Origin of the sequence: Shewanella sp. Isolate8, from assembly GCF_022398495.1 — a bacterium.
Taxonomy (GTDB): domain Bacteria; phylum Pseudomonadota; class Gammaproteobacteria; order Enterobacterales; family Shewanellaceae; genus Shewanella; species Shewanella aquimarina.
The window spans coordinates 505,706-531,107 of the sequence record NZ_JAKEVI010000002.1 but is presented as its reverse complement, the minus strand read 5'-3'; the positions used below and the strand labels follow the sequence as shown (position 1 = coordinate 531,107).

General features: G+C 51.3%; 20 protein-coding genes. 14 read left to right on the top strand and 6 right to left on the bottom strand.

Annotated elements, in window-relative coordinates; genetic code table 11:
- Positions 1 to 38: 38 nt before the first annotated feature.
- A complete protein-coding gene (locus L1D43_RS11545) occupies positions 39 to 2,195 on the bottom strand; it encodes a tetratricopeptide repeat protein (RefSeq protein ID WP_239851725.1) in 2,157 nt (718 codons plus the stop codon).
- 127 nt (positions 2,196 to 2,322) lie between these two features.
- Between L1D43_RS11545 and L1D43_RS11540 the strand changes: the two genes are divergently transcribed.
- The gene (locus tag L1D43_RS11540) at positions 2,323 to 4,119 is read left to right on the top strand and encodes a PDZ domain-containing protein (RefSeq protein ID WP_239851723.1); all 1,797 of its coding nucleotides are present in this window, start codon (positions 2,323 to 2,325) and stop codon (positions 4,117 to 4,119) included.
- A 167-nt stretch (positions 4,120 to 4,286) separates the two neighbouring features.
- Here L1D43_RS11540 and rdgC read toward each other — a convergent pair whose 3' ends face one another.
- Entirely contained in the window at positions 4,287 to 5,198 is a 912-nt protein-coding gene (gene rdgC, locus L1D43_RS11535; protein WP_239851721.1) for a recombination-associated protein RdgC, read from the bottom strand.
- A gap of 301 nt (positions 5,199 to 5,499) precedes the next feature.
- On the opposite strand from rdgC, the gene L1D43_RS11530 reads away from it, so the two are divergent.
- From L1D43_RS11530 to L1D43_RS11495, 8 genes are all read left to right on the top strand, one after another.
- Positions 5,500 to 6,450 (top strand): porin, encoded by a 951-nt coding sequence (locus L1D43_RS11530; protein ID WP_239851718.1) that lies wholly within the window; start codon positions 5,500 to 5,502, stop codon positions 6,448 to 6,450.
- A gap of 187 nt (positions 6,451 to 6,637) precedes the next feature.
- Complete coding sequence (phoB, locus tag L1D43_RS11525) at positions 6,638 to 7,327, top strand: phosphate regulon transcriptional regulator PhoB (RefSeq protein ID WP_041406681.1); 690 nt, start codon at positions 6,638 to 6,640, stop codon at positions 7,325 to 7,327.
- A 318-nt stretch (positions 7,328 to 7,645) separates the two neighbouring features.
- Positions 7,646 to 8,938, top strand: coding sequence for a phosphate regulon sensor histidine kinase PhoR (gene phoR, locus L1D43_RS11520; protein WP_239851717.1), 1,293 nt, complete (start codon positions 7,646 to 7,648; stop codon positions 8,936 to 8,938).
- Positions 8,939 to 9,251: 313 nt separating this feature from the next.
- The gene (locus L1D43_RS11515) at positions 9,252 to 10,223 is read left to right on the top strand and encodes a phosphate ABC transporter substrate-binding protein PstS family protein (RefSeq protein WP_041509185.1); all 972 of its coding nucleotides are present in this window, start codon (positions 9,252 to 9,254) and stop codon (positions 10,221 to 10,223) included.
- Positions 10,224 to 11,109: 886 nt separating this feature from the next.
- A complete protein-coding gene (locus tag L1D43_RS11510) occupies positions 11,110 to 12,006 on the top strand; it encodes a hypothetical protein (protein WP_239851715.1) in 897 nt (298 codons plus the stop codon).
- A gap of 94 nt (positions 12,007 to 12,100) precedes the next feature.
- A complete protein-coding gene (locus tag L1D43_RS11505) occupies positions 12,101 to 12,496 on the top strand; it encodes a hypothetical protein (RefSeq protein ID WP_220080913.1) in 396 nt (131 codons plus the stop codon).
- Positions 12,497 to 12,650: 154 nt separating this feature from the next.
- Positions 12,651 to 13,034: a carboxymuconolactone decarboxylase family protein gene (locus L1D43_RS11500; RefSeq protein WP_220078820.1), complete on the top strand. Its 384-nt coding sequence runs from the start codon at positions 12,651 to 12,653 to the stop codon at positions 13,032 to 13,034.
- A gap of 788 nt (positions 13,035 to 13,822) precedes the next feature.
- Positions 13,823 to 14,776 carry an alpha/beta hydrolase-fold protein gene (locus L1D43_RS11495; protein ID WP_239851713.1) on the top strand — a complete coding sequence of 318 codons (954 nt, stop codon included), beginning with the start codon at positions 13,823 to 13,825 and terminating at the stop codon, positions 14,774 to 14,776.
- A gap of 11 nt (positions 14,777 to 14,787) precedes the next feature.
- Here the strand turns inward: L1D43_RS11495 and L1D43_RS11490 are convergent, their stop codons facing one another.
- Positions 14,788 to 15,681, bottom strand: a complete 894-nt coding sequence (locus L1D43_RS11490) for a collagenase (protein WP_239851988.1) — start codon at positions 15,679 to 15,681, stop codon at positions 14,788 to 14,790.
- A 207-nt stretch (positions 15,682 to 15,888) separates the two neighbouring features.
- Here L1D43_RS11490 and L1D43_RS11485 point away from each other — a divergent pair, with 207 nt between their 5' ends.
- Entirely contained in the window at positions 15,889 to 17,709 is a 1,821-nt protein-coding gene (locus L1D43_RS11485; RefSeq protein WP_239851711.1) for a M1 family metallopeptidase, read from the top strand.
- An 858-nt stretch (positions 17,710 to 18,567) separates the two neighbouring features.
- Here the strand turns inward: L1D43_RS11485 and L1D43_RS11480 are convergent.
- Positions 18,568 to 19,047, bottom strand: coding sequence for a glutathione peroxidase (locus L1D43_RS11480; protein ID WP_041509189.1), 480 nt, complete (start codon positions 19,045 to 19,047; stop codon positions 18,568 to 18,570).
- A 384-nt stretch (positions 19,048 to 19,431) separates the two neighbouring features.
- Between L1D43_RS11480 and L1D43_RS11475 the strand changes: the two genes are divergently transcribed.
- Positions 19,432 to 19,965: a YfaZ family outer membrane protein gene (locus L1D43_RS11475; RefSeq protein WP_239851709.1), complete on the top strand. Its 534-nt coding sequence runs from the start codon at positions 19,432 to 19,434 to the stop codon at positions 19,963 to 19,965.
- A 59-nt stretch (positions 19,966 to 20,024) separates the two neighbouring features.
- Here L1D43_RS11475 and L1D43_RS11470 read toward each other — a convergent pair whose 3' ends face one another.
- Entirely contained in the window at positions 20,025 to 20,195 is a 171-nt protein-coding gene (locus L1D43_RS11470) for a hypothetical protein (RefSeq protein ID WP_160290139.1), read from the bottom strand.
- 248 nt (positions 20,196 to 20,443) lie between these two features.
- Positions 20,444 to 21,874, bottom strand: coding sequence for an RsmB/NOP family class I SAM-dependent RNA methyltransferase (locus L1D43_RS11465; RefSeq protein WP_239851708.1), 1,431 nt, complete (start codon positions 21,872 to 21,874; stop codon positions 20,444 to 20,446).
- Positions 21,875 to 22,263: 389 nt separating this feature from the next.
- On the opposite strand from L1D43_RS11465, the gene L1D43_RS11460 reads away from it, so the two are divergent.
- The 3 genes from L1D43_RS11460 to betB all read left to right on the top strand — a co-directional run bounded on the left by L1D43_RS11460 (position 22,264) and on the right by betB (position 25,399).
- Positions 22,264 to 22,707 carry a carboxymuconolactone decarboxylase family protein gene (locus L1D43_RS11460; protein WP_239851705.1) on the top strand — a complete coding sequence of 148 codons (444 nt, stop codon included), beginning with the start codon at positions 22,264 to 22,266 and terminating at the stop codon, positions 22,705 to 22,707.
- Between the two features lie 632 nt (positions 22,708 to 23,339).
- Positions 23,340 to 23,945, top strand: coding sequence for a transcriptional regulator BetI (gene betI / locus L1D43_RS11455; protein WP_239851703.1), 606 nt, complete (start codon positions 23,340 to 23,342; stop codon positions 23,943 to 23,945).
- Entirely contained in the window at positions 23,936 to 25,399 is a 1,464-nt protein-coding gene (betB, locus tag L1D43_RS11450; RefSeq protein WP_239851701.1) for a betaine-aldehyde dehydrogenase, read from the top strand. The genes betI and betB overlap by 10 nt, the downstream gene beginning before the upstream one ends.
- Positions 25,400 to 25,402: the final 3 nt, after the last annotated feature.

Below are 25,402 nucleotides of genomic sequence, written 5' to 3'. Positions count from 1 at the left end.
TCGAGGGGATGTGACCCAAGCTGGATACTTTTATAAAATTATGTGGGGTCTGCATCGTTTGTTCCCTGCCATTTTGGCCATTGGATGAGTGCCTTATTCTCATTGCATTCGACCTTAACCAATCCTCGGCTGATCCCTTTTTCCAAGTGTAAGTATAGCGGGTTAGATAAAATTGCCGCTGGCGCAAAGTTTAGTGGTGTGATGCTGACATAACAATCTTTTTGCGTCCCCAGACTCGTGGCGCCCGCCACCAACATCTGCAGCACATTGAAGTAGGTATCCGGCGCCACCTTGACATCCGGGTTGCCTAGCAGCGGCACCTTGATGCAGCCCAGTTTGAAATGGGCCCCCAGGGTGTGAGGCTGCTCATCGAGTAAGCAGCGGATCTTATCCAGCAGGACTTGATGTTCGCTCACACCGCTAAGGGATAACAGAATAAGCCCAGGGCGGATCAGGTAGGCCTTGCCGCCTAGCGTTCGACTCAGGGTGTCCATCAGGCGCGCCGTGGCTTCGAGATAGGTATCGGCTCCGAGGCGCTGATCCAGCTTATGGCCTTCGTCGAGTGAGAGCAGAGCCAGCTGGGCAATATCAGTGCTGCGTATCATGCGCGCGATGAAGCCATGGTAGCCCGGCAGTTGGGTGATGGGCTCCTGATTCACCTTCTGTCTCAGGCTAGCCAGTTGCTGTTTCAGCTTGGCCTTGCCACGCCACTGGTTGATCCCTACCAGAGCTAACAGCAGACTCACGATAAAGATGATACTGGCCGCCAGCCTAAACTGATGTGCCTGCTTCTCCTGTACCTTGTTCGATGCCTGAAGCTGACTGAGCTGCAGCTTGAGCTGCTGCTCGGCCAAGACGCTTGGGCTATAGTCTGAGGGTTTCTGACTCTCGTGTTCGAGTTCCTGGCTCAGGGAGATCAGCTGATCCAGGGCCACCAGGGCCTTGTCGATATCGCCTAGCTCTTTCAGTGCACGAGTCTTATACTGCAGCGCCTCAAACATCTGCTCGGGTAGTTTCTTCTCCCGGGCCAACACAAAGGCCTTGGCCGCATAGGCGTTGACCATGCTCCAGTCCTCGAGTTGGCTCGCGACCTCGGCGATCAGCAGGTCGTTATAGATAAGGTAGTGTTTACTCTTCTTCTGCAGAAACAGGCCGTTGGCCTTGATGAGGTTGCTCAGGGCGCGCTTGGGTTCCTTATTGTTGAAATAGGCTTCCCCCAGATTGTGCAGGTTGAGGGCCTGGGCGGTCAGGTTGCCGCGTCTGACATCAATCTGCTGGGCATTGAGGTAGTAATCGATCGCCTGATTCCAGCGTTCCTGCTCGCCATACACCATGGCGATGACCGTCATGGCGCTGGACAGATAGTTGTCTTTGCCGACCTTGGTAAATCCATCCGCTGCCTTGTGGGCATAAGTTAACGCCTCGTCCCAAGATTTGAGATCGCGATAGACGCGGGCGAGGCGCAGCGACAAGATGGCATTCAGGAAGGGCTTGTCCAGCCCCTCGGCCAGGCGGATCGCCTCAGTGTAGTGCTGTAGCGCCTTGGCAAACTGCTCATCACCGCTGTAGTAGCGCCCAAGGGTCGCCTCGGCCTTGGCGATCAGGTAGTCGTCTCTGAGCTGGTAGGCCAACTCGCGATACTGGTTGAGATGGGTCAGGGCGGCATTCTTCTGTAGCGTGATGCGATAGACATCGCCTAACTGGTAGTGAATGCTGTGTAGCAGCAGCTGAGTCGCTAGATCTTCGCTGCTCTTGAGCTGGGCGAGCGCCTGCTGATAATGGGTGATTGCCTGCTGGTAATCTTGTTTCTCCCGGCCGACTTTACGTCCTGCGAGCATCAGCAGATAGGCCTTGTCGTAGGGCGTATTGGCGATGATCTCAAGCAAGGTCATCAGCCGCTGCGCCTTGTCCATGGCGTTATCGACCCCAATGCCGGGTTCCAGGTAGACACGGGCCAGCCACTGTAATTGTCGCTCCAGTTCCTCGCCGCCAAAGCCTTGGCTGTCGGCGAGATGGTTGAATTCCACTTCGCTGCTAAATTCGATAGGGAAGGAGAGGCTGGCGATGGCGTCTTGGTAAAACTCGGCGGCCGACTCTTTAAACCTAACCTCTTTACTGATCAATTGACTTGAGGCCGCCTCGACCGAGGCTACACAGCAAAAGAACAGAATCAGACTGTAGATAAAAACGCGCATTTTTTAAGCATTACCTGGCCGCAGGCGGGCATATTATGTTTTTAGAATTCTGTCCGCAGTGTGAGGGATAAATCGGGTTATACTGACGAACTTCACATTACAACTATGATAACAGAAGGAAGCCAGAGTGAAACTAGCTGTACCCTTGATTTTGATTTTTAGTCCTTTTTTCCTAGCTCAAGCTCACGCAGATGTTAATTACCGGATCGATCTCACCCAGCCTCAGCACCATCTGGCTAAGGTCGAGGTCGACTTTCCCCGCAGCGAGGGCAACTTGCTTACGGTGAATCTGCCCGTATGGCGTACCGGCAAGTATCAGGTATTGCCACTTGCCGATGCGATCCGTTATTTCAAGGCCGAAGATGAATCGGGTAAGGCGCTGGACTGGCAACGCAGTGCCAGCGGTGAGTGGCAGGTTAAATTGACTCAGCCGACGCGGGTCAGGGTCAGCTATCAACTCTACGCCAACAGCCTGGGGCAGCGCGTGAGCCATATCGATGGCTCTCATGCCTACCTGGATGCCAGCGGGGTGTTTGTCTACAGCCCGGATTTTCGCGACCAAAAGGTAACCGTCTCGCTAGCGGTGCCAGAGGCCTGGCGCAGCTACTCGGGTATGGATTCGACGCGCGATCATCAATTTAGCGCCGACGACTATGATGTGCTGGTGGACTCCCCCATAGAGACGGGGATCAGTCAGCACAGAGCCTTCTCGGCCGATGGCCGTGATTATGAACTCGTGGTTTGGGGCGAGGGCAACTATGATCTCGACAAGATGGTGGCCGATCTCACCCTGCTCAGTGGCCAGGCCAAGGCTATCTGGGAGGGCTATCCCTTCAAGCGTTATGTCTACATGGTGCACGCCACCAGTGGTGCCAGCGGCGCGACCGAGCACCTTAACTCTACCGTCATCCAGCGTCCGCGCTTTAGTTTTCGGGAGCGCAAAGACTACCTAGGTTTCATCAAGACGGCCTCCCATGAATTTATTCATACCTGGAATGTGAAGGCCTACCGTCCTCAGGGCCTGGTGCCTTATGACTATCAGCAGGAGGGGATCACCGAGCTGTTGTGGATCGCCGAGGGCTCGACCAGCTATTTTCAGAGTCAGCTGCTGCTACGTGCCGGCGTGCTTAGCCCTAAGGAGTTCCTGGAGGATCTTGCCAGACGCATCAGCCGCAACGAGCAGACTCCTGGCCGCGAGGTGCAGTCTGTTGCCGAGGCCAGCGCCGGTCAGTGGGTTGCCGGTGGGGGAGACTATGCCCAGAACCATAGCAGCAACATCTATTCGGAAGGCTATCTGACCTCGCTGGCGCTGGATTTCAGCCTGCTGAGCGACACTCGTCTAGAGGCCTCTTATCGGGATCTGCATGCCAAGCTGTATCAGGACTTTAAGATCCCAAAGGGATATCAGGTGGGCGATGTGCAGCAGATTCTGCGCGAGCTGTCGGGCAAAGATTATGGCGATTGGTGGCAGCGTCATGTTAACCGCCCCCTGGCGCTGGACTTCGATGCCCTGCTGGCCAAGGCCGGATTGAAGAAAGACTATGGCAGTGACAATAAGGCGATCGCCTATGCCGGTATGTCGACTCGCGAGGGGAGCCTGAGATTAAGCCATGTCAAACGTGAAGGCCCTGCCTGGCGGGCAGGCATAGTGGCGGGCGATGAGCTGCTGGCGATAAATGGCCTTAAGGTGACGGCCAAGGGGTTCGCGGCGCGCATCAAAGACTTTGCCCCAGGCGATACCATTAGGGTGACCCTGTTTAGTAACGACCGCCTAAAAGAGGTGGCACTGACCTTGACCGAGCAGCCCAGTGAGAAGCTGAAGCTCACCAGTGTCGATAAGCCTAACCGTCAGCAGAAGGCCTTCTTCGAGGCCTGGCTCGGGATTGACTGGCCCTTCGACGGCGAGGGTAAGTTAAAAGGTTAATCGACCAGTATTACGTTTGTTGCCTCGCAGCCAGGTTTGCCTAAAGCCAGCGATTAAAAAGCTATCTATTAAAAAGCCAGCTAACAAAAATACAGCCAACAAAAAACCACCCCTAGGGGTGGTTTTTTGTTAAATGGTCGCTCGACGAGGCTCTCATCGAGTCTGTCTTACAGACTGTCTTCCAGGCCACCCAGCACTTCTACCAGAGAGTTCATCAGGGCAATGAGTTCGCTGCCCATCAGGGCGAAGTCGGCGTCCAGACGCGCCAGTGGATCTTCTGTGCCCACCTCGTCGTTGTGGGCCCTAAACTCTTCAGAGAACTTCAGACGCTTGATGCCAGCATCTGACTGCAGCACGAAGGCGATAGACTGGCCAAAGTGCAGTGCCAGCTTATGCACCTGCTTGCCCACCTCAAGATGCGCCAGCACCTCATCTTCGGTCAGGTCTTGCTGCTTGAAGCGCACTATGCCGCCTTCATCCGAGTCTGACTTAAGCTCGGCCTCATCTTGCATCTCAAAAGGTGCCGGTGTGCTGTTGCTCTTAAGCCATTCGGTCATCTGGGCTTCGATTGGTGTCTTAAAGCTCATGGGGATCACAGGCAGCGAGCCCAGTGCCTTACGCAGCAAAGCCAGCAACTCTTCAGCCTTAGTCGCGCTGGATGAGTCCACCAGGATCATCTCTATTTCAGGCAGGATCAGGGCGTGGATCTGGCTGCGACGAGAGAAGGCGCGTGGCAGTAGCGTGGTGGTGATCTCCTCCTTGAGCGCATCTTTCTCTTTCTTGGCCAGCTTGCGGTTTTCTTCATCTTCGATCTGCGCCACTTTTTCCTCTAGGGCTTCTTTTACCACCTGAGAAGGCAGTATCTTCTCCTCTTTGGTGGCGCAGATAAGGTGTCTGTTCTCGGCGCTGTGTACTAAGGTGTGGCCGAGTTTACCCAGGGCCTTTGAAAAGCCGAACTTGCTGATGTCCTGGCTGGAGCAGGGAGAAAAAGTAAAGTCTTCAAGGGACTTCTCTAGCGCTTCGGTATCGACAGAGAAAGGTTTATTAAAACGATATACGGTAAGATTCTTAAACCACATGATAGGCGCTCAATGAAAAATAAAGCCGCAGTGTAAGCCATTGTAGGGCGCGGGTAAACCGCTAACAAACTTCCTCAAAATGTCATAAATATTGCTCAAGCGGCATAATTCATCAAACTGTAATATTTCTTTCTGCTCATCTCTATCGCCCATTCCGCCTGGGTTTGTGGCCTGAGTGTGTCGTCCATATTGCCAAATCTATCCAGTTGCTAAATTGATGAAATAAAACTGCAACATAAAAGTTGCACACTTTCGGCCGTCCAAACCAATAACCAAGACGAACAAACGTCGAAAGGATTAAATGATGAACGTTTTTTGTAAAACACTACTCGCTTCTGCGCTAGCAACTGCCACTCTCGCTTCTGCACACGCTGCAGAGCCATTGACTGTTTACGGCAAACTAAACGTAACGGCTCAATCTAACGATGTAGATGATGATGCAACGACGACTATTCAGAGCAACGCTTCTCGTTTTGGCGTGAAGGGTGCTTTCGAGCTGAGCAGCTCACTGGAAGCTTTCTACACAGTCGAGTATGAAGTGGACACGGGTGATGACGTTAAGGAAAACTTCAAGGCTCGTAACCAGTTCGTTGGTTTAAAAGGTAACTTCGGTGCTTTTTCTGTGGGTCGTAACGACACCATGTTGAAGCAGTCTCAAGGTAAAGTTGACCAGTTCAACGACCTTTCTGGTGACCTGAAGAACCTGTTCAAGGGTGAAAACCGTATCGAACAGACTGCGACTTACATGACGCCTTCTTTCAACGGTTTCAAGGTTGGTGTGACTTATGCTGCTGAAGGCGCAAGTTCACAGTATGGCCAAGACGGTTTCAGCGTTGCCGCTATGTACGGTGACAAGAAGCTGAAGAAGTCGCCAATCTTCGCTTCTATCGCTTACGATTCAGATGTTAAAGGCTACGAAGTTGTTCGTGCCACGGTTCAGGGTAAGATCGCTGGCCTGAAGATTGGTGGTATGTACCAGCAGCAGGAAGAGACTTACAAGAAAGACGGTACTGAAGTTGTGGGCGCCGACAGCAAGACAGGTTACCTGGTAAGCGCGGCCTACACTATCGATGCCGTGGTACTGAAGGCTCAGTATCAAGACATGGAAGACAAAGGCGATTCTTGGTCAATCGGTGGTGACTACAAGCTAGGCAAGCCAACTAAGCTGTTTGCCTTCTACACCAACCGTGACTTCGAAGGCGATGACAATACCGATAAGTTCTTCGGTATCGGTCTAGAGCACAAGTTCTAAGTTATTGATAAATAACATCGGCTCGCGAGTCGAGTGCTGAATAAAGGGAGGCTTATGCCTCCCTTTTTGATGTAAGATTTATGACAAAATAAGCCGTTTTATGACAAACTAACCCAGCGGTTTCATAATTTTGTAATAAAAAAGACCAATAATGGACACGTGGGAATTCACAGATAGAAGATCGCATATGACTGCTAGGATTTTGATAGTTGAAGATGAGCTAGCCATCCGAGAGATGTTAGCTTTTGTTTTAGAACAACATGGATTTACGACAACTACAGCAGAGGATTTCGACTCAGCATTGGATATGTTGTCAGAACCCTATCCAGATTTGGTGTTGCTCGATTGGATGTTCCCGGGCGGCAGTGGTATTCAGCTTGCCAAGAAATTGCGTCAGGATGAGTTTACCCGTCACATTCCCGTTATCATGCTAACGGCCCGTGGCGAAGAGGAAGACAAGGTGAAGGGGCTCGAAGTGGGCGCCGATGACTATATTACCAAGCCTTTCTCGCCCAAAGAGCTGGTGGCCCGTATCAAGGCGGTAATGCGCCGCGCGGCACCGACGGCACTGGAAGAGCCGATAGATGTACAAGGATTGGTACTCGACCCTGTGAGCCACCGTGTGACAGTGGGCGATCAGGTACTAGAGATGGGCCCGACCGAATTTAGGTTGCTCCATTTCTTCATGACCCATCCAGAGCGCGTCTACAGCCGTGAGCAGCTGCTGGACAACGTGTGGGGTACCAATGTGTATGTCGAAGACAGAACCGTCGATGTGCATATTCGTCGCCTGCGTAAGGCCGTCGAACCGTCGAATCACGACCGTTTGATTCAAACCGTTCGTGGTGCGGGTTACCGTTTCTCGACCCGACTCTAGGGCCAAATTTCTTTGTGGTTTAAGATTCATCTAAACAGGTTTTGATTGTATGGCTTGGGGTTTGCAATGACAGACTGCTAGTCGGCAAGAAAGCACAGACACTGTTTAGATGAACCCTAGGGGCCGCGCCTCTTGTGTCTTGTTTATCTGTTATCTCATGCCTGTGTAAATCATTGCTGCAGGCGTAGATAGCCGGGGACAAAAACACAAAAGCTCGCCGCCGAAACAAACAGCAAGGGTCGATAGATCCAAGCAAATTGATAGGCACAAGAGGCTATTTGCGCTATCTTGTGCCCATTCGCTCACTATGGCTTATCTATGTTTGATTCATATTCAGGGTATCAACTACTCACTCGGTTAGTGATATATCTACTGCTCTGTCTTGCCGTTGGATTACTCATAAATCAGGTGCTGTGGATCATGTTGCTGGGCAGTATTGCCCTGCTCATTTGGCACTATAAACAGATCTCAAGACTCAATTATTGGTTGTGGCGCGACAAGCGGCTAACGCCTCCCAACGGCAGTGGCAGTTGGGAAGGGGTGTTCAATGGTATCTATCGTCTACAGGGGAAAAACCGTAAACGTGTCAGCCAGCTCGCCTATCTTCTCGCCCGCTTCAGACAAGGGGCCGAGGCCCTGCCCGATGCGGCCGTGGTACTCGATTCCGAGAACAACATCGCCTGGTGTAACAAGCTGGCCCAGCTCATGTTAGGCCTGGTGTGGCCACAGGATAATGGTCAGCGGATCGACAACCTTATCCGTCATCCCGATTTTTCTAAATATCTTAAACAGGCCGAATTCGACGAGCCATTCGAACTTATCGATACCCAGAGTGACAATCGGATCCTTGAGATACGTATCATGGGCTATGGTTCGGGGCAGCGACTATTGATTGCCCGCGACATCACACGTATTCGCCAGCTTGAGGGGATGCGTAAGGAGTTTGTCGCCAACGTCTCCCATGAACTCAAGACCCCGCTAACGGTATTGCAGGGCTATCTCGAGATGATGCAGGGCATGGCCGAGCCGGACTCGCCCAATGCCAAGGCGATGTCGCAGATGCAGCAGCAGACCAACCGTATGCGCTCCATGGTCGAGCAGCTGCTGGTGCTGTCGCGCATCGAAGATGGCAGCGCGGTCAACCTGGATACCAAGGTGAATATGGCACACCTGATGGAGACCCTCAAAGAGGAGGCGCAGGCGTTGGCCTTGGGGCAGTATGAGCTGTCTATCGAGGCGGATCCCGGGCTTAACCTCTATGGCAGCGAGGTACAGCTTCGCAGCGCCTGTTCTAACCTGGTGTCGAACGCCATTCGCTATACCGAGCCGGGCGGTAAGATCAGCATACGCTGGAAGCGTGTGCCTATGGGCGCCGAGTTTAGCGTGACAGATACTGGCGAGGGCATAGCGCCGCAGCATCTTACCCGTCTGACCGAGCGTTTCTACCGGGTCGATAGTGCCCGTTCTCGTCAGAGTGGTGGCTCGGGATTGGGCTTGGCCATTACCAAACACGCGCTGCACCATCATCAGAGCGATCTCACCATAGAGAGTAAGCTTGGAGTGGGTAGCCGCTTTAGCTTCATCATCCCCAATCACCTGTTGGATCTTTAAAGGGGAGGGGTTAGTCGTTGGGGCAAGTGCTAGCCACTTTACAAAGCTTAAACGCCGTCGAGTATGACGGCGTTTTTTATGGAACTTTTTAATGGCGTCTAGGTTATGGAAATCGCCGTCACCCATGACGCAAACTTGACGATTTAATGTCAAACAGAATATGGCGACGCGAAAAAGCGCATTTGCGGCGAATTAATTTGTCATTGTCATCTAAGTGTCACATCACAGTCATAGACTTGTCACCGTTGCGATTGATACTGGCTGCAACTTAAATGAAACGAGTAAGCAAGTCCGCTTAACACTGGAGCATAGAATGAAACTTAAACAGCTTGTCGGTGCGGTGAGTTTAACAGCCGCTAGTGTATTCTCAGCAGCCTCTATGGCCGCACTTGATCCATCACTGCCAACTTATGAAAAAACAAGTGGTGTATCGGGTAACCTATCTTCTGTAGGTTCAGACACTTTAGCCAACATGATGACCCTATGGGCGGAAGAGTACAAAGAGATGTACCCTAACGTTAACATTCAGATTCAAGCCGCGGGTTCATCTACTGCGCCACCAGCACTGACTGAGGGTACTTCACAGTTCGGTCCTATGAGCCGTAAGATGAAGCCTAACGAAATCGAAGCATTCGAAAAGCACTACGGTTACCAGCCAACGGCTATCCGTGTAGCAATCGATGCCCTGGCAGTATTCGTACACAAAGACAACCCAATCAAGGGTCTAAGCATCGAGCAGATCGACGGCATCTTCTCTGCAACACACAAGTGTGGCGGTAGCGATGTTCAGCGTTGGGGCGATGTTGGCCTGGACGGTTCTTGGGCTGCTAAAGACGTTCAGCTATATGGTCGTAACTCAGTATCTGGTACTTACGGTTACTTCAAGAAGAAAGCACTTTGTAAGGGCGACTTCAAGGCTAACGTCAACGAGCAACCAGGTTCTGCGTCAGTGGTTCAGTCTGTATCTCAATCACTAAACGCCATCGGTTACTCAGGTATCGGTTACAAGACTGCAGGCGTGAAAGCGGTTGCTATCTCTAAGAAGGGTGACAACTACATCGAAGCATCAGCCGCCAACGCTGCTGACGGTAGCTACCCACTGTCACGTTACCTATACGTTTACGTGAACAAGCACCCTAACAAAGACTTGGCACCACTAGAGCGTGAATTCCTACGCTTCGTACTGTCAAAGCAGGGTCAGCAAATCGTAATGAAAGACGGTTATGTACCACTACCACGTAGTGTGACTGCGAAAGACCTGGAAAAAGCGGGTATCCGTCTGTAAGACACCAGCTTGAACTGAAAAGGCCTCCTAGTGAGGCCTTTTTTGTCTTCTAAATAAGACGATATTTTGTTTTCTTGAGTCATATTTGACGGCAATCTCATTTGTTGAGTGTGTCTGATTTGTCCACATTCATGGCAACCTATCACCTGCGGTGAGCTTATGTGCAAACACTCTTTTGGCTCGCCACGAGCACATCCTTGTGGGCTCTGCGAAATCATCCATGATTTCGAAGGCCAAAAGCGTGTTTACACTGGAATCTAAACGTTTCTTCGATTTGACCGTGAATGGTGTAGAAAGGGAGCAAAAGCTAACTTGGTTTTGTTTCAAAGTGTGTTGATCTTGGAATGAAGGTTTGGCATCTCTATAGTTTGCTTGATTAGCATTTGGCGACATAGTCATTTATTAATTGAGTTGAAGGTCACACCTTCATGGCTATCTAACGCCTACCCGGCGAGGGATGTGCAGATACGCCTGTGACACGCTGTGCGCCATCCCTGGCCGCTCTGCGGTTTCATCCCTGAAACCGAAGGTCACCGGCGTATCTACACTCGGTATCCAACGTCTCTTCGATTTACCGTCATTGAGAAGACATAGATTCAACTCACTATTTTTTAGAGAGAAATCTTTGATTAAATGTGACCTAGCATGTTGTATAGCCCTGACGAGATAGATTAAAGTATCATCAATTAAGGACAGAGCTAGGCCAACTCGAATCAAACATCGACTACGCCATTCAGGGAATGAAAAAGCCAACCACATGAGCCAATCAGCTCCTTTATAAGATTACTCTGCCCCACTTCTTTACATGCTTGGTCTCCTACCTTACAAGGTAGCGTACCTTGCAAGGTCTCACTAATAAGTTGTTATGTGCTAAGAGAGTTGAACCATGTTTGAGGAACTTTTTAACGTCTTTTCTCGAAGACAATTATCTGACTCAGATCCAAAACTTACGCCGCTCACTAGAACCTTTAGAAACAGGTTGATCATGTTGCTTCGCGATCATCTGCAGAGTCGTTTTGGGGAGTTCCTAGGGCAACTACATACGAAGATTGGCTATTTGCACGGGGAGTTTCAGCTCTCAAATGCGCGAATGCAGCAGCCGGACGACACACTCCAATTCGTCCTCAATTGCAAAGATGAGGAGTTGTTTGATGTCATCGAACTCATCTTTAAGTCAAACCTGCCCGGCATTACTTGGCCGGACAATCCTTTAATAGAAGGGATCAACGATTTTTTTAGAGTTGACAAGTTACCGTACCACCTTACTGGTTATACCTTAGAGGAATTTCAATCTTCGCTTTATGGAACTCCGACGATGGCCACAAGGATCGGCAGTTATCCCCAGATCATTAGGAAAGACAGCGAAGCTCTACACAAGACCGCCATTGAACCGGCACTAACCTTGCTTAAGGGAAAAGAGTTCCACCAAGCAAATACAGAGTTCTTGAATGCCCTGGAAGATTTCAGAAAGCAGGATTTCGGGGATTGCCTAACGAAATGCTGCAGCAGCTTCGAGAGCGTTATGAAAGTGCTGTGTATGCGAAAGTCAGTTGCATACAAGCAAACGGACACCGCATCTACACTGCTCAAGGCGCTGATGGGTGGATCGAACTTGGATTCATTCTGGGAGCAGCCACTCATCTTGATTGCAACACTGAGGAACCGCCTGAGTACATCACATGGCGGAGGAACACAGTCCAAGATAGTGTCTGAAAATATAGCAATGTACTCGATCAATGCCACTGCTGCGGCCATGTTGTTGCTAAATGATGAGTTCAAATGAACGTCGTACATAACAAAGCCATGCAAGGGACTAATTTTCCGCTACGCTCCAAATTTGCCCCTGATAGCCAGCGTTAGGTTGCTAAAGGTAACTGATGTTCTGGATCTTAGTTTTAGCCTTTTTGTTTTTTTATTGGTTTGTGATGTCCCAGGGATGGAGAAGGATCGAAGGAATTGCAGACATAATAAAAACCCATAAAATCAGCAAGCCGAAAAATACCAAATGGCGCTGGGCTGGTAGCGGTCTGTTAAGGGAAGAAAAATCAAGTGTATGGGATGGCTTTGGTCATTTCGCTGAAACACAGGAAGGTTTGTATTATTGGTCGTTGGGAAAACCATGTTTATTTTTTTGTTGGTCAGATCTCACAATCATTCAAACGAAAAGGAATTGGTCGATGAGAAAATACCATCATATAAAAATCAAAGGGTTTCCAAAGATAACGTGGTTAGTTCCCTGTAAAGCAATTAGATGTATCGGCAGTGCAACCTAACAAACTGGTTAAGAGGGATTCAGCACGCGTGGCATTTTGGATATGCGTCAGGTTTAGTGGTTAAGGTTGTATGCAGAAGGAATGGTATTGCATGGTTTACACCTTAATTCGGCGTTAAGCCTAGTCAACTAATATATCGTTTGGAGAAGAAGTAATGGATTCTGCACTGGAAAGAGGAAGGAAAGCTGTTAGAGAAGTTGACCCTCAGCTCGAAGAAATCCTAAGTGAGAGATATGATGGAATACTCCCTGAGTTTTCAGAGTCACTAATTGAAATGGCCTATGGCCGCATATATTCGAGACCTGGACTCGATGTAAAAACAAGATTTATTGCCACCATTGCAGCACTCACAGCGCAAGGCGCTCAGACTTTACCTCAGTTGAGAATAAACATCAGAAATGCTCTAAAGGTTGGTGTGACTCAAAGAGAAATTAGTGAGGTAATTTTTCAGATGGCATTGTATGGTGGCTTGCCATCTATGATAAATGCTTTAAATGCGGCTAAAGAAATCTTTGAAGAAGAGGCTGGAAAGGCTTAACAAGGACCAGCCACTGTGACCGGTGTTACCCATTTAAATATTAATCAGGGCCAAGTGGATTAGAATAAAAATCTAACATGGAAATGCCCAAGAATGTTTTTAAAGCTTGGCTGTGCAATAACGTTAAATCGAAGAGACTATAGATACTGGTGTAAACACATTTGTGGCATTCCCTCTGTCCGTGGAGGTCAGATAACGAGGTAGAGCTCTCATGGATGTGCTCGAACAACATCCTTGTCTAACGGCCAGTTCGGCATCCATGCCTCTCGTTCGTATGCACGAAGCTAGGCTTCACTCACCGTGTCACAAATGTGTTTGCACATAAGCCTGCCGCAGGCAATTCAAAACCATGAAGGTCAACGCTACCATCAGCGAAGTAAAAACCTATGCCACTAAAGGTTACAAGCTAAAAAGCCAATACCTTTATTCGAAGACAAACATCGGTAAATTCAGGATAAAAAAAAGCGACCCTGATGAGGTCGCTTAAGTTCCAAATTCGGAATCTAAGGATAGTTGCGCTAGAAACTATCTAAAGGGAATGATGATGAACGGTCAACACACTGATGATTAATTAAGACCTGTCACTGGATTAACTAATCGATGCAAATTCTGTTCATATTATCAGAGCGCTTTTATCGGGATTAGTTCAGAAAAATTCTTAAATATTTTCATCTTTTTTAAAAAACCTTATTAAATCAACAAAAAGCTTCATGTTTAGCACCGGCTAAAGTAGTCTGTTGCCTGACTCACTACTCATCTTACGTCATCAATAAGGATATTGCGCTGACATGAAGTTACTCCATCTGCTCACATCGCAGGCTATCTTCTTAGTCTTCTCTATGGCCAGTCAGGCGTCCACTCCGGTAGCGGTATCCGAACAAGCGGCGCCCGGTTCTCTGGCGCCAAATTCAACGTCGCCAGCGTCTAATTCAACGTCGCCAGTGCCTAAGGTAGAGATCCCCCGCACCGCTGTGTTCGAGCTGACCGATCCCGTGAGTAAGCGCGTCTATCCACTCTGGGTTAAGCTGCCGCGCTCTTATCAGTCTGACAGCGAAAGGCATTATCCGGTGATCTATGTGGTCGATGCCCCCTATGCCTTTCAGATTGTCTCGGGCATGACGCGTTTTCCCATGAATAGCGGCAAGATGCGTGAGGCGATCATCGTTGGGCTCTCCTATGCCAAGGGGGATAAGGGGCCCCAGAGTCGGGTGCGTGACTATACCCAGGTTGTGGACAGCGGCTGGAAGCTAGAAACCGGCGGTGCCAGCCAATATGCAGACTATCTTCAGACAGTGGTCTTGCCCTTTGTGGCGGGGCGTTACCGGGTTAACGACAATGAGCTAACCTTCGTCGGCAACTCTCTCGGCGGCCTGCTTGGGGCCAATCTGCTACTGGAGAAGCCGAATCTGTTTGATAACTATGTGCTGGGCAGTCCGTCGGTGTGGTTTAACGGCGAGCAGATCTTATCCCTGATGGCAAAGCCGAGAGCCGAGGAAAAACAGGCGCGGCGAGTGTTCCTGGCGGTAGGGGCATTGGAGACACCTGCCAAGGCGGGGATGCAACACGACATGGTCGCCGGGGCGGATAAGCTTGGACGCCACCTAAGGCGCCAGCTGGGGGATAACTTGGTACTCGAGAGCCTCATCATTGCGGGGGCGCGCCACGAAACCGCCTTTCCCACCACGGCGAGCCAAGGCCTCTACTGGCTTTTGGCGAGCGATGGGGAAGGCAGTACTCAGTAGGAGGTTCGGCGTTAAGAGGCTTGTTTAGCGGTGCTGGCGGCATTCAGCGCCTTAAGCCAGGCCTGAAACTCCGCATCCATGCTGGTGCCCCACTGCTTTACCAATGCCTGATATCTCGGGTAATCGCCTTTGCGGGTAAAGCCCAGCATGGTGTCTATCTTGTCTTTGTGGTGTTCCATCATGAAGCGCACCGCTAGATAGCCCCAGCGATAGACGCGATCTGTGCCGCCGTTGTGCTCGTAGCTGGTGTTAAACAATTCACTCAGCTCAAAGTGCTGTTTGGCGATGATGGCGATGGCTGCCGGGTTGTCGTCTCCTTGAGAGATATATTCCCCCAGCCCTTCGCTCCACCACACTAGGTGCGGCAGCAGCGGCGCGGGCTTGGGGCAATACTCGGGGGCGCTATGGGAGTCGTGCAGCGAGGCGCAAAAATCGCCGTAGAGGTTGAAGTGACCATCCAGGTAATGCACATACTCGTGGGCCAGGTTCCAGATCTGTCCGCCGCGCTCATAGGCGACAAATTCAGCCTGATTTCCTTTTTGGTGGGGAAGTCCTTCCAGGAACATGCCGCCGTTGTCGCTGGGCACGTCGAAATGCGCCGTCACATAGCGGGTATAGTCGTCGCGGCTGTGATAGACATTGGCGCGCATGCGTTGGTTGTTGTCATTGGCGACCGGCTTGCCTTGGGTGCCAAATAGCTGGTGGAACTTGGCTTCCTGCTTCTGCATAAGGGCGCAGGCCGTGGTTATCTGCTCCTGGGTGAGCGCCTGAGAGCGAATGGTGATCGTGGGGCTGCAGTCGTGATTCTGGCTTAAGATTTGTTGTAATGGTGCAACCGGCGAGGTTTCGCCTGCCTGCAGGGCGAAGCTGGTCAGCAGGGGCAGGGCCGCCGCACCGAGACGCATGAGAGATGAATGGGACACAGAGGTTTCCTTATTGTTATTTTTGTATAAAATATCCTGATTGTTCCATCTTCAACCGCTGAAGTCAATTTGAAGGCCGCTAGATTAGGTGACAGTTAGTCGGCTGTTTGTCGACAATTAGACGACTCGCCTTATTCTGTGGTCATGACATGCCTGGCGGCCATGACATTCCAGGCCTGCGGGACTAAAATGGCGCTAGCCCTACATTATAAAAAAGGATTCCTTGTGACAGAGCAGTGGGATAATCAACAAGACCATCATTCGTTTGCCAATGTCGATGCAATTCGGGTCACGCATTTAAGCCTGGCCCTAGAGGTCGATTTTGCGGCGCGGCAGCTTATCGGTAGCGCCCGACTCAACTTAGACTACCTTGAGCCGGCATGCCGTATCCTCTACTTAGATACCCGTGACCTTAGCATTAGTGACGTGCAGGATGATGCCGGCAATGCCTTGGTCTATCGACTGGATGAGCAAGATGCGGTGCGCGGTCAGCGCCTGGCCATCGAGCTGACGGCGCCGAGCAAGCAGCTCACCGTCAAGTATCATACCTCGCCCTCGGCTCAGGGGCTGCAGTGGCTGTCGCCGGAGCAGACCAGTGGTAAACAGCTGCCGTTTCTGTTCAGTCAGTCTCAGCCCATCAACGCCCGCAGCTGGATCCCGCTGCAAGATAGCCCCAAGGCTAGAATTACCTTCGATGCTAAAATTACCGTGCCGCAAGGGATGCGCGCCGTGATGAGCGCCATGAACCATGGTGACGCGCCACTAACCGGTGAATTTAGCTTCGAGATGGAAAAGCCGATTCCTACTCACCTGCTGGCAATTGCCGTGGGCGATCTACACTTTGGCGCCATCGGCCCGCGCACCGGCGTATATGCCGAACCTGAGGTGCTCGGCGCCGCGGTGAAGGAGTTTGAAGATACCGAGAAGATGGTTGAGATCGCCGAGTCTCTGCTGGGCCCTTACGCCTGGGATCGCTACGACATGCTGATCTTACCGCCGAGTTTTCCCTTTGGCGGCATGGAAAACCCCAGACTCGCCTTTATGACACCCACTCTGATTGCCGGTGATAAGAGCCTGGTCTCCACAGTCGCCCACGAGCTGGCGCACTCCTGGACGGGCAACCTGGTGAGCAACGCCACCTGGCGGGATCTCTGGCTAAACGAGGGCTTTACCACCTATTTCACCAACCGCATCGTCGAGGCCGTGTACGGCAAGGAGCTGGCCGAGCTGGAGGTGGTGCTGGAATATGGTCGCCTCAAGGAGGAGCTGGTCAGCATGCCGCTCGCGGCGCAGACCCTGCCGGCCAATGTGCAGGCGGGCGACCCCAACGATGCCTTTAACCGTTTCACCTATGACAAGGCCTCCATGTTTGTTCATGAGCTGGAGCGTCGTCTGGGGCGTGAAGCCTTCGACAGCTTCCTGTTCGAGTATGTGAATCACTTTGCCTTCCAGGCGATCACCACGGAAACTTTCGTCGAATACGCCAAGCAGACCCTGCTCGTTCAGCATGGCGATAAGTTAACCGAGGCCGAGCTACTAGAGTGGGTCTACGGTGAGGGGATGCCGGCCTGGTTCGTGGCGCCGAGTTCTGACAGCCTAAAGAAGGTCGATACCCTGCGCGCTGCCTGGCTCGCCGGTGAGCCCATCAACCGGGACAATACTGCCGATTGGCGCGTGCATCACTGGCAATACTTCCTGAACAGCCTGCCCGAGGTGCTGGAGCAAGAGGCATTGATCGACTTAGACAGCTGCTTCGATCTTAGCCGTAGCACCAATGCCGAGATCGCCTGTGACTGGTATCGCGTGGCCATACGTAATCATTACGATCCCGTGTTGCCCTTTGTCGAGGCTTATCTGATGAAGATAGGGCGAGGTAAGTTTGTGCGTCCCCTGTACAACGAGTTACTGGCAGCTGGCTATGTTGAGGAGCTGCGTAGTATCTATAGCAAGGCGAGGGCAGGGTATCACCCCTCTTTGTCGGTACAGTTAGACAAGCAACTGCTGGCTTAGGATAAAAAAATGGCAACCCAAGGGGTTGCCAGAACTATCTATTTGGAGAGAGAAATCTGTGCGCTAGCGAAATTTCTAAGCTCCAGAGACCAATTGGGTCTCGAAGGGAGATGATGAACAAACAATGATGAAAAATCTGTTACATCTCTTCAGAGTCCCCATCTTCGGGTTAGTTCCCTGCACTGCAAAAAATAATCGAAAAAAGCAGATTTTCTGTGGTTCGCCGACTTTGCGGACCCGAAAGCATTTAAACAGGCAAAAAAAATGGCAACCAAAGGTTGCCATGAATCAAATAAGTGTCGAGTCATAAACCCCATTGCGCTAGCGAGGTTAATGCTCTTGGGACCTAAAGGGTCACCAAAGGGAGATGATGATGAACAATGTAACTTGAGCCAGGTACGCTTACCGAATCATTCGTTAGCTAAATTACCCAACCCGCTAATCCGTTCACTTATTCAGAGTCCCCCTTAGCAGATAAGTTCAATAAAGCTTGTAAAAAATTCAAATTTTTTTGCCAACCGTCGCCAAAGGGGCAAATTTAACCTTTTAGTATAGATGCAGTTGGGGGATCTTGCCCTGTAAAGCGTTATCAAACTCATTGAGGCGATAGGCGGTCTGGCGCTCTTTATTAGAGCATAATCTATTGATCTAAGTTGAATTTATAAAAAAAGGCAACCTAGGAGGTTGCCTGTCGATCCATCTAGATCTAGGGGGACTGCGCTAGAAGTCCCAGGGAGAATGATGAACATGAAAAAGCAAATCTTCGCGTTCAGTATTTGGAGTTTTTAAACGGTGAAAAGTTCAAAAAATAACCAAAAATGTTTGAAGATATTTCCAACATTCTCCTATCTGTTTGGATTAGTTCACTAAAGCAGCAATTTTTTCTGTTAAAGATTCCGGCGTCGTGGTGGGCGCGAAGCGCTCTAGTACCCGTCCGTTAGCGTCTACGAGGAACTTGGTGAAGTTCCATTTGATCGACTCGCTGCCCAGTAGCCCCTTGGCTTCACGTTTAAGGTAACGATACAGGGGGGGCGTCTTGTCGCCGTTCACCTCTATCTTGGCAAAGAGTGGGAAATTGACCCCGAAGTTAAGTTCGCAGAACTGGCTTATCTCGCTCTCGTCTCCCTGTTCCTGTTTGCCAAATTGGTTACAGGGGAAGCCGAGTACGGCGAATCGCTCCGGGCCAAACTTATCATACAGGGCTTGCAGCGCCTGGTACTGTGGGGTGAAGCCACACTTGCTGGCGGTGTTGACGATAAGCAGTACCTTACCTTTGAAATCCGCCATCGACTGCGTGCTGCCATCGATGCGGGTGAGCGAAAAATCGTATATCGACATAATAGGCTTCCTCCTGATGATGTTATTAGCCTAGCAATAAAATATATTGCGCGCAATTTAAATTGTCAGTTTAAGTCGATTGATGACCTCTAAGAGGCTAAAACCTAAAGGTTAGAGGCTAGTTGCTAGAAGTTACGGCTGGCGGTTAGAGGTTGGAGGTTGGAGGCAGAGCACAGTGACCTGACAGGAAAATGGATTGCGTAATAGAGGCGCTGGTGACCGTTGTATCCTACTCATTGAACTTGTGGTGATCACGGTTGTTTTATGCAATGAGTTTGTTAATAAATCCTTTGAAAACAGCTTGATGAAGCATATTTAATGGTGGGCGAAAATACAGTCTGATACCCTCTTGCCCGACTAAAAACCGCATTTTAAGGGGTGACGATGAAAACTAAACTCGCGCTACTGCTGTTAGCCAGCCTGAGCCTGACGGCTCAGGCCAGCAACTTGAACCTTGGCATCAACGACGATGTGATCTCAACGGATCTGCAGATGGAGCTTAACCCGTCGGCTAATTTGGTGATGGGGTATCTCTATTCCAACGATGAGGGGCATATGGTCTCTGCCGCGGCGCACATGACCCATGATGCCGGGGGACATCACTTTGAGGTTGGGCCTAAGTTTTCCCACTATTGGGCTAAAAACAGCAGTAACGGTAGTGTGGTGGCGATCGGCGGACGCTATTCGCTGGATCTGGGCTCAAACATCGCACTCAAGACCTCGGCCTACTATGCACCATCTGTGCTGAGTTTCGGCAGCGTCGATGGCCAGTATGAGTTAGATGGCAAGATCCAGTTTCAGGTCAATCCAAATCTTGGGCTGTTTGCTGGTTACCGCAATATACGACTGCAGTATGACGATAGCCGCGATAACACCTTCGACAGTGGTTTCTATATCGGCGCCAGCGCCAACTTTTAGTAGCCCATAAGCTTGTTGGAGACTTGGGTGAGCGCAGTCAGGCGTTCACCCAAGCTTGGCTAACGCCAGATATCCTCGTCAAACTCGTCGTCATGCTCATATCGCTTTGGCTGGTTGGCCTGATGACGACGTCGCTGTTTACCGCGCTTACTGCGTAGCTTATCCTGGGCATCGAACTCCCATGTGGGCGCCTGCTGTGATGCCATCTCAAATTCATCATAGTGTGACATGATCTCACCTGTCTCTCGTAACTGATCTTTACTGACCTATCTTGTGCTATCTAGGCCTAGCCGAAACCGCATGGTAAGAAGCTAATATGACGCCTGGGTGACAGGGATGAGACAAACAGGTGACAAGAGCGCCGCCCTATCGCGGCGCCAATTGGGATCTGTGGGGGAGGGGCTTAGCCCTGATGACCATGCTAAGCCTGACGAACAACTCTAGACCTGACGAACAACTCTAGACCTGACGAATGATTCTAGGCCTGACGAACCATCTTGGCTACAAACATGCCGTCGCTATCTGCCTGGTAGGGCAGTACCGTCAGCATCTGTGTCGCCTCATGGGTGAAGGGGTGAGTCAGTGTCTGCTGGCTAAAGTCGGGACGCTTAGCCAGGAAGGCCTCGACGACCTCTTGGTTTTCGACCGGACTAATTGAGCAGGTGGCATAGACCAGGACGCCACCGGGTCTTACCGCCTCACAGGCGCGGCTTAAAATATCCAGCTGCAGGCTCGCCTTGTCTGTGATGGCACTGGCATCATCGAGCCAGCGCATATCCGGGTTGCGTCGCCAGGTGCCGGTGCAGCTGCAGGGGGCATCGACCAGCACGCCGTCGAAATGACCGGCGGCAACCGGCAGGGCATCCGACTGCCAAGGCTGGGTGCTGATCTGGCTAAAACCGGCGCGCTTGGCGCGCTTAGTGAGTTCTTCGAGCGGTTTACGGCGAATGTCAGAGGCGACCACGCTGCCGCTGGCCTTGCTATCTTGCTGTAACATCAGCGAGCGCAGCTGCAGACTCTTACCGCCGGCGCCGCTACAGGCATCCCACCAAGATTCATCGGCCTTGGGCGCGCAGATATTGCCTATCACCTGAGAGCCGAGATCCTGGATCTCCAGCTTGCCTTCGCCGTAAAGGGTGACGGCGTTGAGGTTGATGCTCTTGTGCCCCAGGTTGATGGCATCAGCGAAATAGTCGCTGCCGCTGGTGTGGAGCTCTTGCTTTGCCAGCTTGGCCTGCGCCTTGGCCAGAGAAATGCCTTGCAGTCGTCCCCAGATAGGTGGGCGAGTGCTTAGGCTCTCCACTAGGCGTTTCTGCTTGTCGCTGTCTTGGTCGAAATGGGCCCAGAACCAGTCGGGGGCCAGCGCCGTCAGGGGGAAGCCCTGGCCGGGGAAGGCGGCCTCTAGCATGGCCTGCTTGATCTTAAGAGCATCAGAGTCTGAGCCAGAACCAGAATCTGCATGAGCAATTATTGCTGGCTCACCTAAACAGGCAAACCCGCGCCAGGCCGAGACGATATCCTGCCAGGGATGAGACTCCAGGGCGGCCGTCAAGGCTAACTGAGCGAACCACTGCTGGGTAATCGCCTGTTGGCTGGCGTTTTTCTGGGGGATTAACCTTAGCCAGCCATGCCAGCGAAACAGGCCAAAGAGACTCTCGCGGATCACCCGTCTGTCTTTGGAGCCATGCTTCTTATGGGCGCGGAAATAGTCGGCTAAGATGCGATCGCCCGGTAGCTTGCTTTGCAGCGTCTGGCAAAATAGCTGGTGAATGGTCAGGCTGTAGCTCAGGGCGCGTTTCTCGGCGCCGCTCTGGGCGTTTAACGCCTGATGAAGCTGCTCGCTGCTGATGCTGGCGACCGCCAGAGGAGCCTTGCTAGAGGTGGTTGCCGAAGTTGTGGAGTCGCCCATGAGTGTACGCCTAAGCTGAGATCTGTTTCTGAGGGCGCAAGTGTACCAGATGTCGGCATATTTGCTACCGCCGAGGCACGCGAAACACCCCATGAAACCTTGATTCTAGTCGCCACTCTCGCCTCATTCACACCTGCAGGTTATACCAATCACAGTAAACATGTGATCAGAAATAGCGCAGGAAAAACGCTTGAGAACAAAGCAGGATTTTTAGATAAGTAGTTATTCTACAGTTAAAAATGCTAATACAGTTATCGAGCGTTTTAACAAGCTAGAATGATCAATTATTTATTACGATTGGTATTAAGTTCGCCAGATGTCGAAAATGTACAATAGCACGAACCGGGTGCTGGGTATCCTGATGCTACTCGACTATCGGAGGAACCCAAATGAGTACAAATATCGATTACATGACGCTGGCGCCAGAGGCCCTGGGAATCTTATACAGCCAGGAAAACTATCTAAAGCAAGTGTTTAGTCAGCAAGATAAGTTGGGGTTGGCGGAACTCGAGCTGGTAAAGCTACACATATCCCAGGTGAATCAGTGCGCCTTTTGTATCAATATGCACACCAAGGCGGCACTGGAGCTAGGGGTAAGCCTGGACAAGATTGCCGGCCTCAGTGCCTGGCGCGGCCTGCCTTATTACACCGAGGCGGAGCGTGAGGCGCTCAATTGGGCCGGGCAGTTTTTCTTGCCGCAGATCCCCTCTGAGGCAGTTGAACGGGCACGGCGCTATTTTGGTGACAAGGCCCTGGTCGACCTGACCCTAGGGATCAACGCCATCAATAGTTGGAACCGCCTGTGTAAGGCGTTCAAACCCAGCCTGGCCTAGTCGCCTTGTGCCAGCCATGCCGAACTGGTCAAGCCGTGCTAATTATACGGCGCTAGTTACAGTGCGCTAATGAGATAGCGCTGATTACACTGGGCTAATTGCATTGTATTAGTTACGGAGTGCCAATCACGGCGCACCAATCACAGTGCAAGATAAAAGGGAGATGAAGTGAGTCGCAAGTGAGATTGCCATCTATTTGGCATTAGGTGTCCAGGCTCACTTTCTTACTTCATCATTTTCTTCACTTCATTACTTTCTCACTTCATCACTTCCGCACTTTCCTACTTTGTCCTTGTCCCAGAGCTTGAGGTCTTGGTGTTTTAGATAAAAGTTATTGCTGCAACTATTTGTCCGCGTTCCAACATCGGCCAAATGTTGGGGTTGTAACCATTTTCTGTTAACGAATAATTTCAAAAAATATTTTGTTAACAATTTTGCGCAAGTCACCTTTAAAAATATTGAGCGTCAACAATTAGTTACGAGATGGTCTTCCCTCTCATCTTTTCTTTAAAAAAACTGTGATTAGCCGTGCAAAATTAGTAATTGGGTTGATAGTTACACCTCTAACTATTACCATTGTTATTAATTGAACGTTCAATTAACTAATTTTTAGACAGGGAGAAGTGGGTTTTATGGCACGTCCTCAGATGAAATCGGTAAGGCAACAGCAACTCATCGATGCCACCTTAGTCTCTGTCGAGCGACACGGTTTACACCACACCACTATTAACACCATCAGCGGCCTGGCGGGTATGTCATCGGGCATTATCAGCCACTATTTCGGGGGGAAGCAGGGGCTGATCGAGGCCACGCTGAAGTATCTATTGGATGAGCTGAAGCAGGCGCTGCTGGCAAGGACCTTAGGTAAGACACTGACCCCCATGGAACGCCTGTTTATGATCGTTGAGGCCAACTTTACCGAGCTGCAACGATCGAGCGCCGCCACCAAGACCTGGCTGAGCTTCTGGTCACAGGCGATGCACGACCCAGGACTCGCCAGACTGCAATGCATCAACCATCAACGCCTCTATGCCAATCTTAAATATTCTTTTCGTCCCTTACTCGGCGCTGCGGCCGCCTGTGATGCGGCTAAACAGACGGCGGCGATGATCGATGGTTTTTGGCTACGCAGTGCGCTTAGCGCCTCACCAGAGAAAGATTTTGAGCAAGCTCAACAGTTATGTAAGTCCTTCATTGAGACTCGAGTGATGCAGTACGGAGAAAATGAATGTCACTAGTTGTATACCAAAATTACGTTCACGGTCGTTACCTGAGTAACGCAAGCGGTGAAATCTTCGATGTGGTCAATCCCGCGACGGGCGAGGTGGACTACCGCGTCGAAGTGGCCGACGACAAGATCAAACAGGCTGCCATCGACAGCGCCAAGGAGGGATTTGCCCTCTGGTCATCGATGACACCCATGGAGCGCAGTCGTATTCTGCTCAAGGCGGTCGCCTTGCTGCGCGAACACAACGATGCCCTAGCGGCGATCGAAGTACAAGACACGGGTAAGCCTTGGCAGGAAGCCTCTGTGGTCGACGTGGTGACTGGGGCGGATGCCATCGAATTCTTTGCCGGGCTGGCGCCTAGCATAGAGGGTAACCAGCAGAGTGTGGGAGACGATTTCTATTACACCCGCCGTGAACCTCTGGGGATCTGTGCCGGTATCGGTGCCTGGAACTATCCGCTGCAAATCGCCTGCTGGAAATCGGCGCCGGCGCTAGCCTGTGGCAACGTGATGTTATTTAAGCCTTCCGAGGAGACGCCGCGCGGCGCCATGAAGCTGGCGGAGATCTTCACCGAGGCGGGCGTACCCAATGGTGTGTTTAACGTGATCCAGGGCGATGGACGAGTCGGTGCCTGGCTAACCCACCATGAGGAGATCGCTAAGGTCTCCTTTACCGGTGAGGTAGGCACAGGCACTAAGGTGATGGCCGCGGCGGCCAGCACCCTGAAAGAGGTGACCATGGAGCTGGGCGGCAAGTCGCCGCTGATCATCTTTGACGATGCCGATCTCGACAATGCCGTGTCGGCCGCCATGCTGGCCAACTTCTACACTCAGGGTGAGATTTGTACCAATGGTACCCGCGTCTTCGTGCACAAGGATATCTACCCGCGCTTTATCGAGAAGTTACTCGAGCGTACTCAAAACAATATTGTCTGTGGCGATCCTATGGATGAGGCGACCAACTTCGGCGCACTGATCTCCAAAGACCATCAACGCAAGGTGCTCGACTATATTGCCCTCGGTCAATCGGAAGGGGCGACCCTGCTAACCGGTGGCACGGCCTTAAGCCCACAGAGTGCGCCTAATGGCTACTTTGTCGCCCCCACCATCTTCACCGATTGCCAAGACGAGATGACCATAGTGAGAGAAGAGATCTTTGGCCCTGTGATGTCAGTGCTCACCTTCGAAGATGAGCAAGAGGTGATTGCGCGTGCCAACGATACCCGTCTCGGCCTCGCCGCCGGGGTGTTTACCCAAGACATTACCCGCGCACACAGGGTGATTCATCAATTGCAGGCAGGGATCTGCTGGATAAATGCCTATGGCGCCTCGCCGTCAGAAATGCCGGTCGGTGGCTACAAGATGTCGGGCATTGGCCGCGAAAACGGCACAGAGACATTAAAGGCCTACACCCAGATCAAGGCCGTGTATGTTGGCATGGCGCCCCTTGAAAGCCCATTTTAAGGA

Excerpts from the sequence above, each read along its gene's own strand:
- L1D43_RS11545 (WP_239851725.1), bottom strand. The coding sequence starts at position 2,195 with ATGCGCGTTTTTATCTACAGTCTGATTCTGTTCTTTTGCTGTGTAGCC.
- rdgC (WP_239851721.1), bottom strand. The coding sequence starts at position 5,198 with ATGTGGTTTAAGAATCTTACCGTATATCGTTTTAATAAACCTTTCTCT.
- L1D43_RS11530 (WP_239851718.1), top strand. The coding sequence starts at position 5,500 with ATGATGAACGTTTTTTGTAAAACACTACTCGCTTCTGCGCTAGCAACT.
- phoB (WP_041406681.1), top strand. The coding sequence starts at position 6,638 with ATGACTGCTAGGATTTTGATAGTTGAAGATGAGCTAGCCATCCGAGAG.
- phoR (WP_239851717.1), top strand. The coding sequence starts at position 7,646 with ATGTTTGATTCATATTCAGGGTATCAACTACTCACTCGGTTAGTGATA.
- L1D43_RS11515 (WP_041509185.1), top strand. The coding sequence starts at position 9,252 with ATGAAACTTAAACAGCTTGTCGGTGCGGTGAGTTTAACAGCCGCTAGT.
- L1D43_RS11510 (WP_239851715.1), top strand. The coding sequence starts at position 11,110 with ATGTTTGAGGAACTTTTTAACGTCTTTTCTCGAAGACAATTATCTGAC.
- L1D43_RS11505 (WP_220080913.1), top strand. The coding sequence starts at position 12,101 with ATGTTCTGGATCTTAGTTTTAGCCTTTTTGTTTTTTTATTGGTTTGTG.
- L1D43_RS11500 (WP_220078820.1), top strand. The coding sequence starts at position 12,651 with ATGGATTCTGCACTGGAAAGAGGAAGGAAAGCTGTTAGAGAAGTTGAC.
- L1D43_RS11495 (WP_239851713.1), top strand. The coding sequence starts at position 13,823 with ATGAAGTTACTCCATCTGCTCACATCGCAGGCTATCTTCTTAGTCTTC.
- L1D43_RS11490 (WP_239851988.1), bottom strand. The coding sequence starts at position 15,681 with ATGCGTCTCGGTGCGGCGGCCCTGCCCCTGCTGACCAGCTTCGCCCTG.
- L1D43_RS11485 (WP_239851711.1), top strand. The coding sequence starts at position 15,889 with ATGGCGCTAGCCCTACATTATAAAAAAGGATTCCTTGTGACAGAGCAG.
- L1D43_RS11480 (WP_041509189.1), bottom strand. The coding sequence starts at position 19,047 with ATGTCGATATACGATTTTTCGCTCACCCGCATCGATGGCAGCACGCAG.
- L1D43_RS11475 (WP_239851709.1), top strand. The coding sequence starts at position 19,432 with ATGAAAACTAAACTCGCGCTACTGCTGTTAGCCAGCCTGAGCCTGACG.
- L1D43_RS11470 (WP_160290139.1), bottom strand. The coding sequence starts at position 20,195 with ATGTCACACTATGATGAATTTGAGATGGCATCACAGCAGGCGCCCACA.
- L1D43_RS11465 (WP_239851708.1), bottom strand. The coding sequence starts at position 21,874 with ATGGGCGACTCCACAACTTCGGCAACCACCTCTAGCAAGGCTCCTCTG.
- L1D43_RS11460 (WP_239851705.1), top strand. The coding sequence starts at position 22,264 with ATGAGTACAAATATCGATTACATGACGCTGGCGCCAGAGGCCCTGGGA.
- betI (WP_239851703.1), top strand. The coding sequence starts at position 23,340 with ATGGCACGTCCTCAGATGAAATCGGTAAGGCAACAGCAACTCATCGAT.
- betB (WP_239851701.1), top strand. The coding sequence starts at position 23,936 with ATGTCACTAGTTGTATACCAAAATTACGTTCACGGTCGTTACCTGAGT.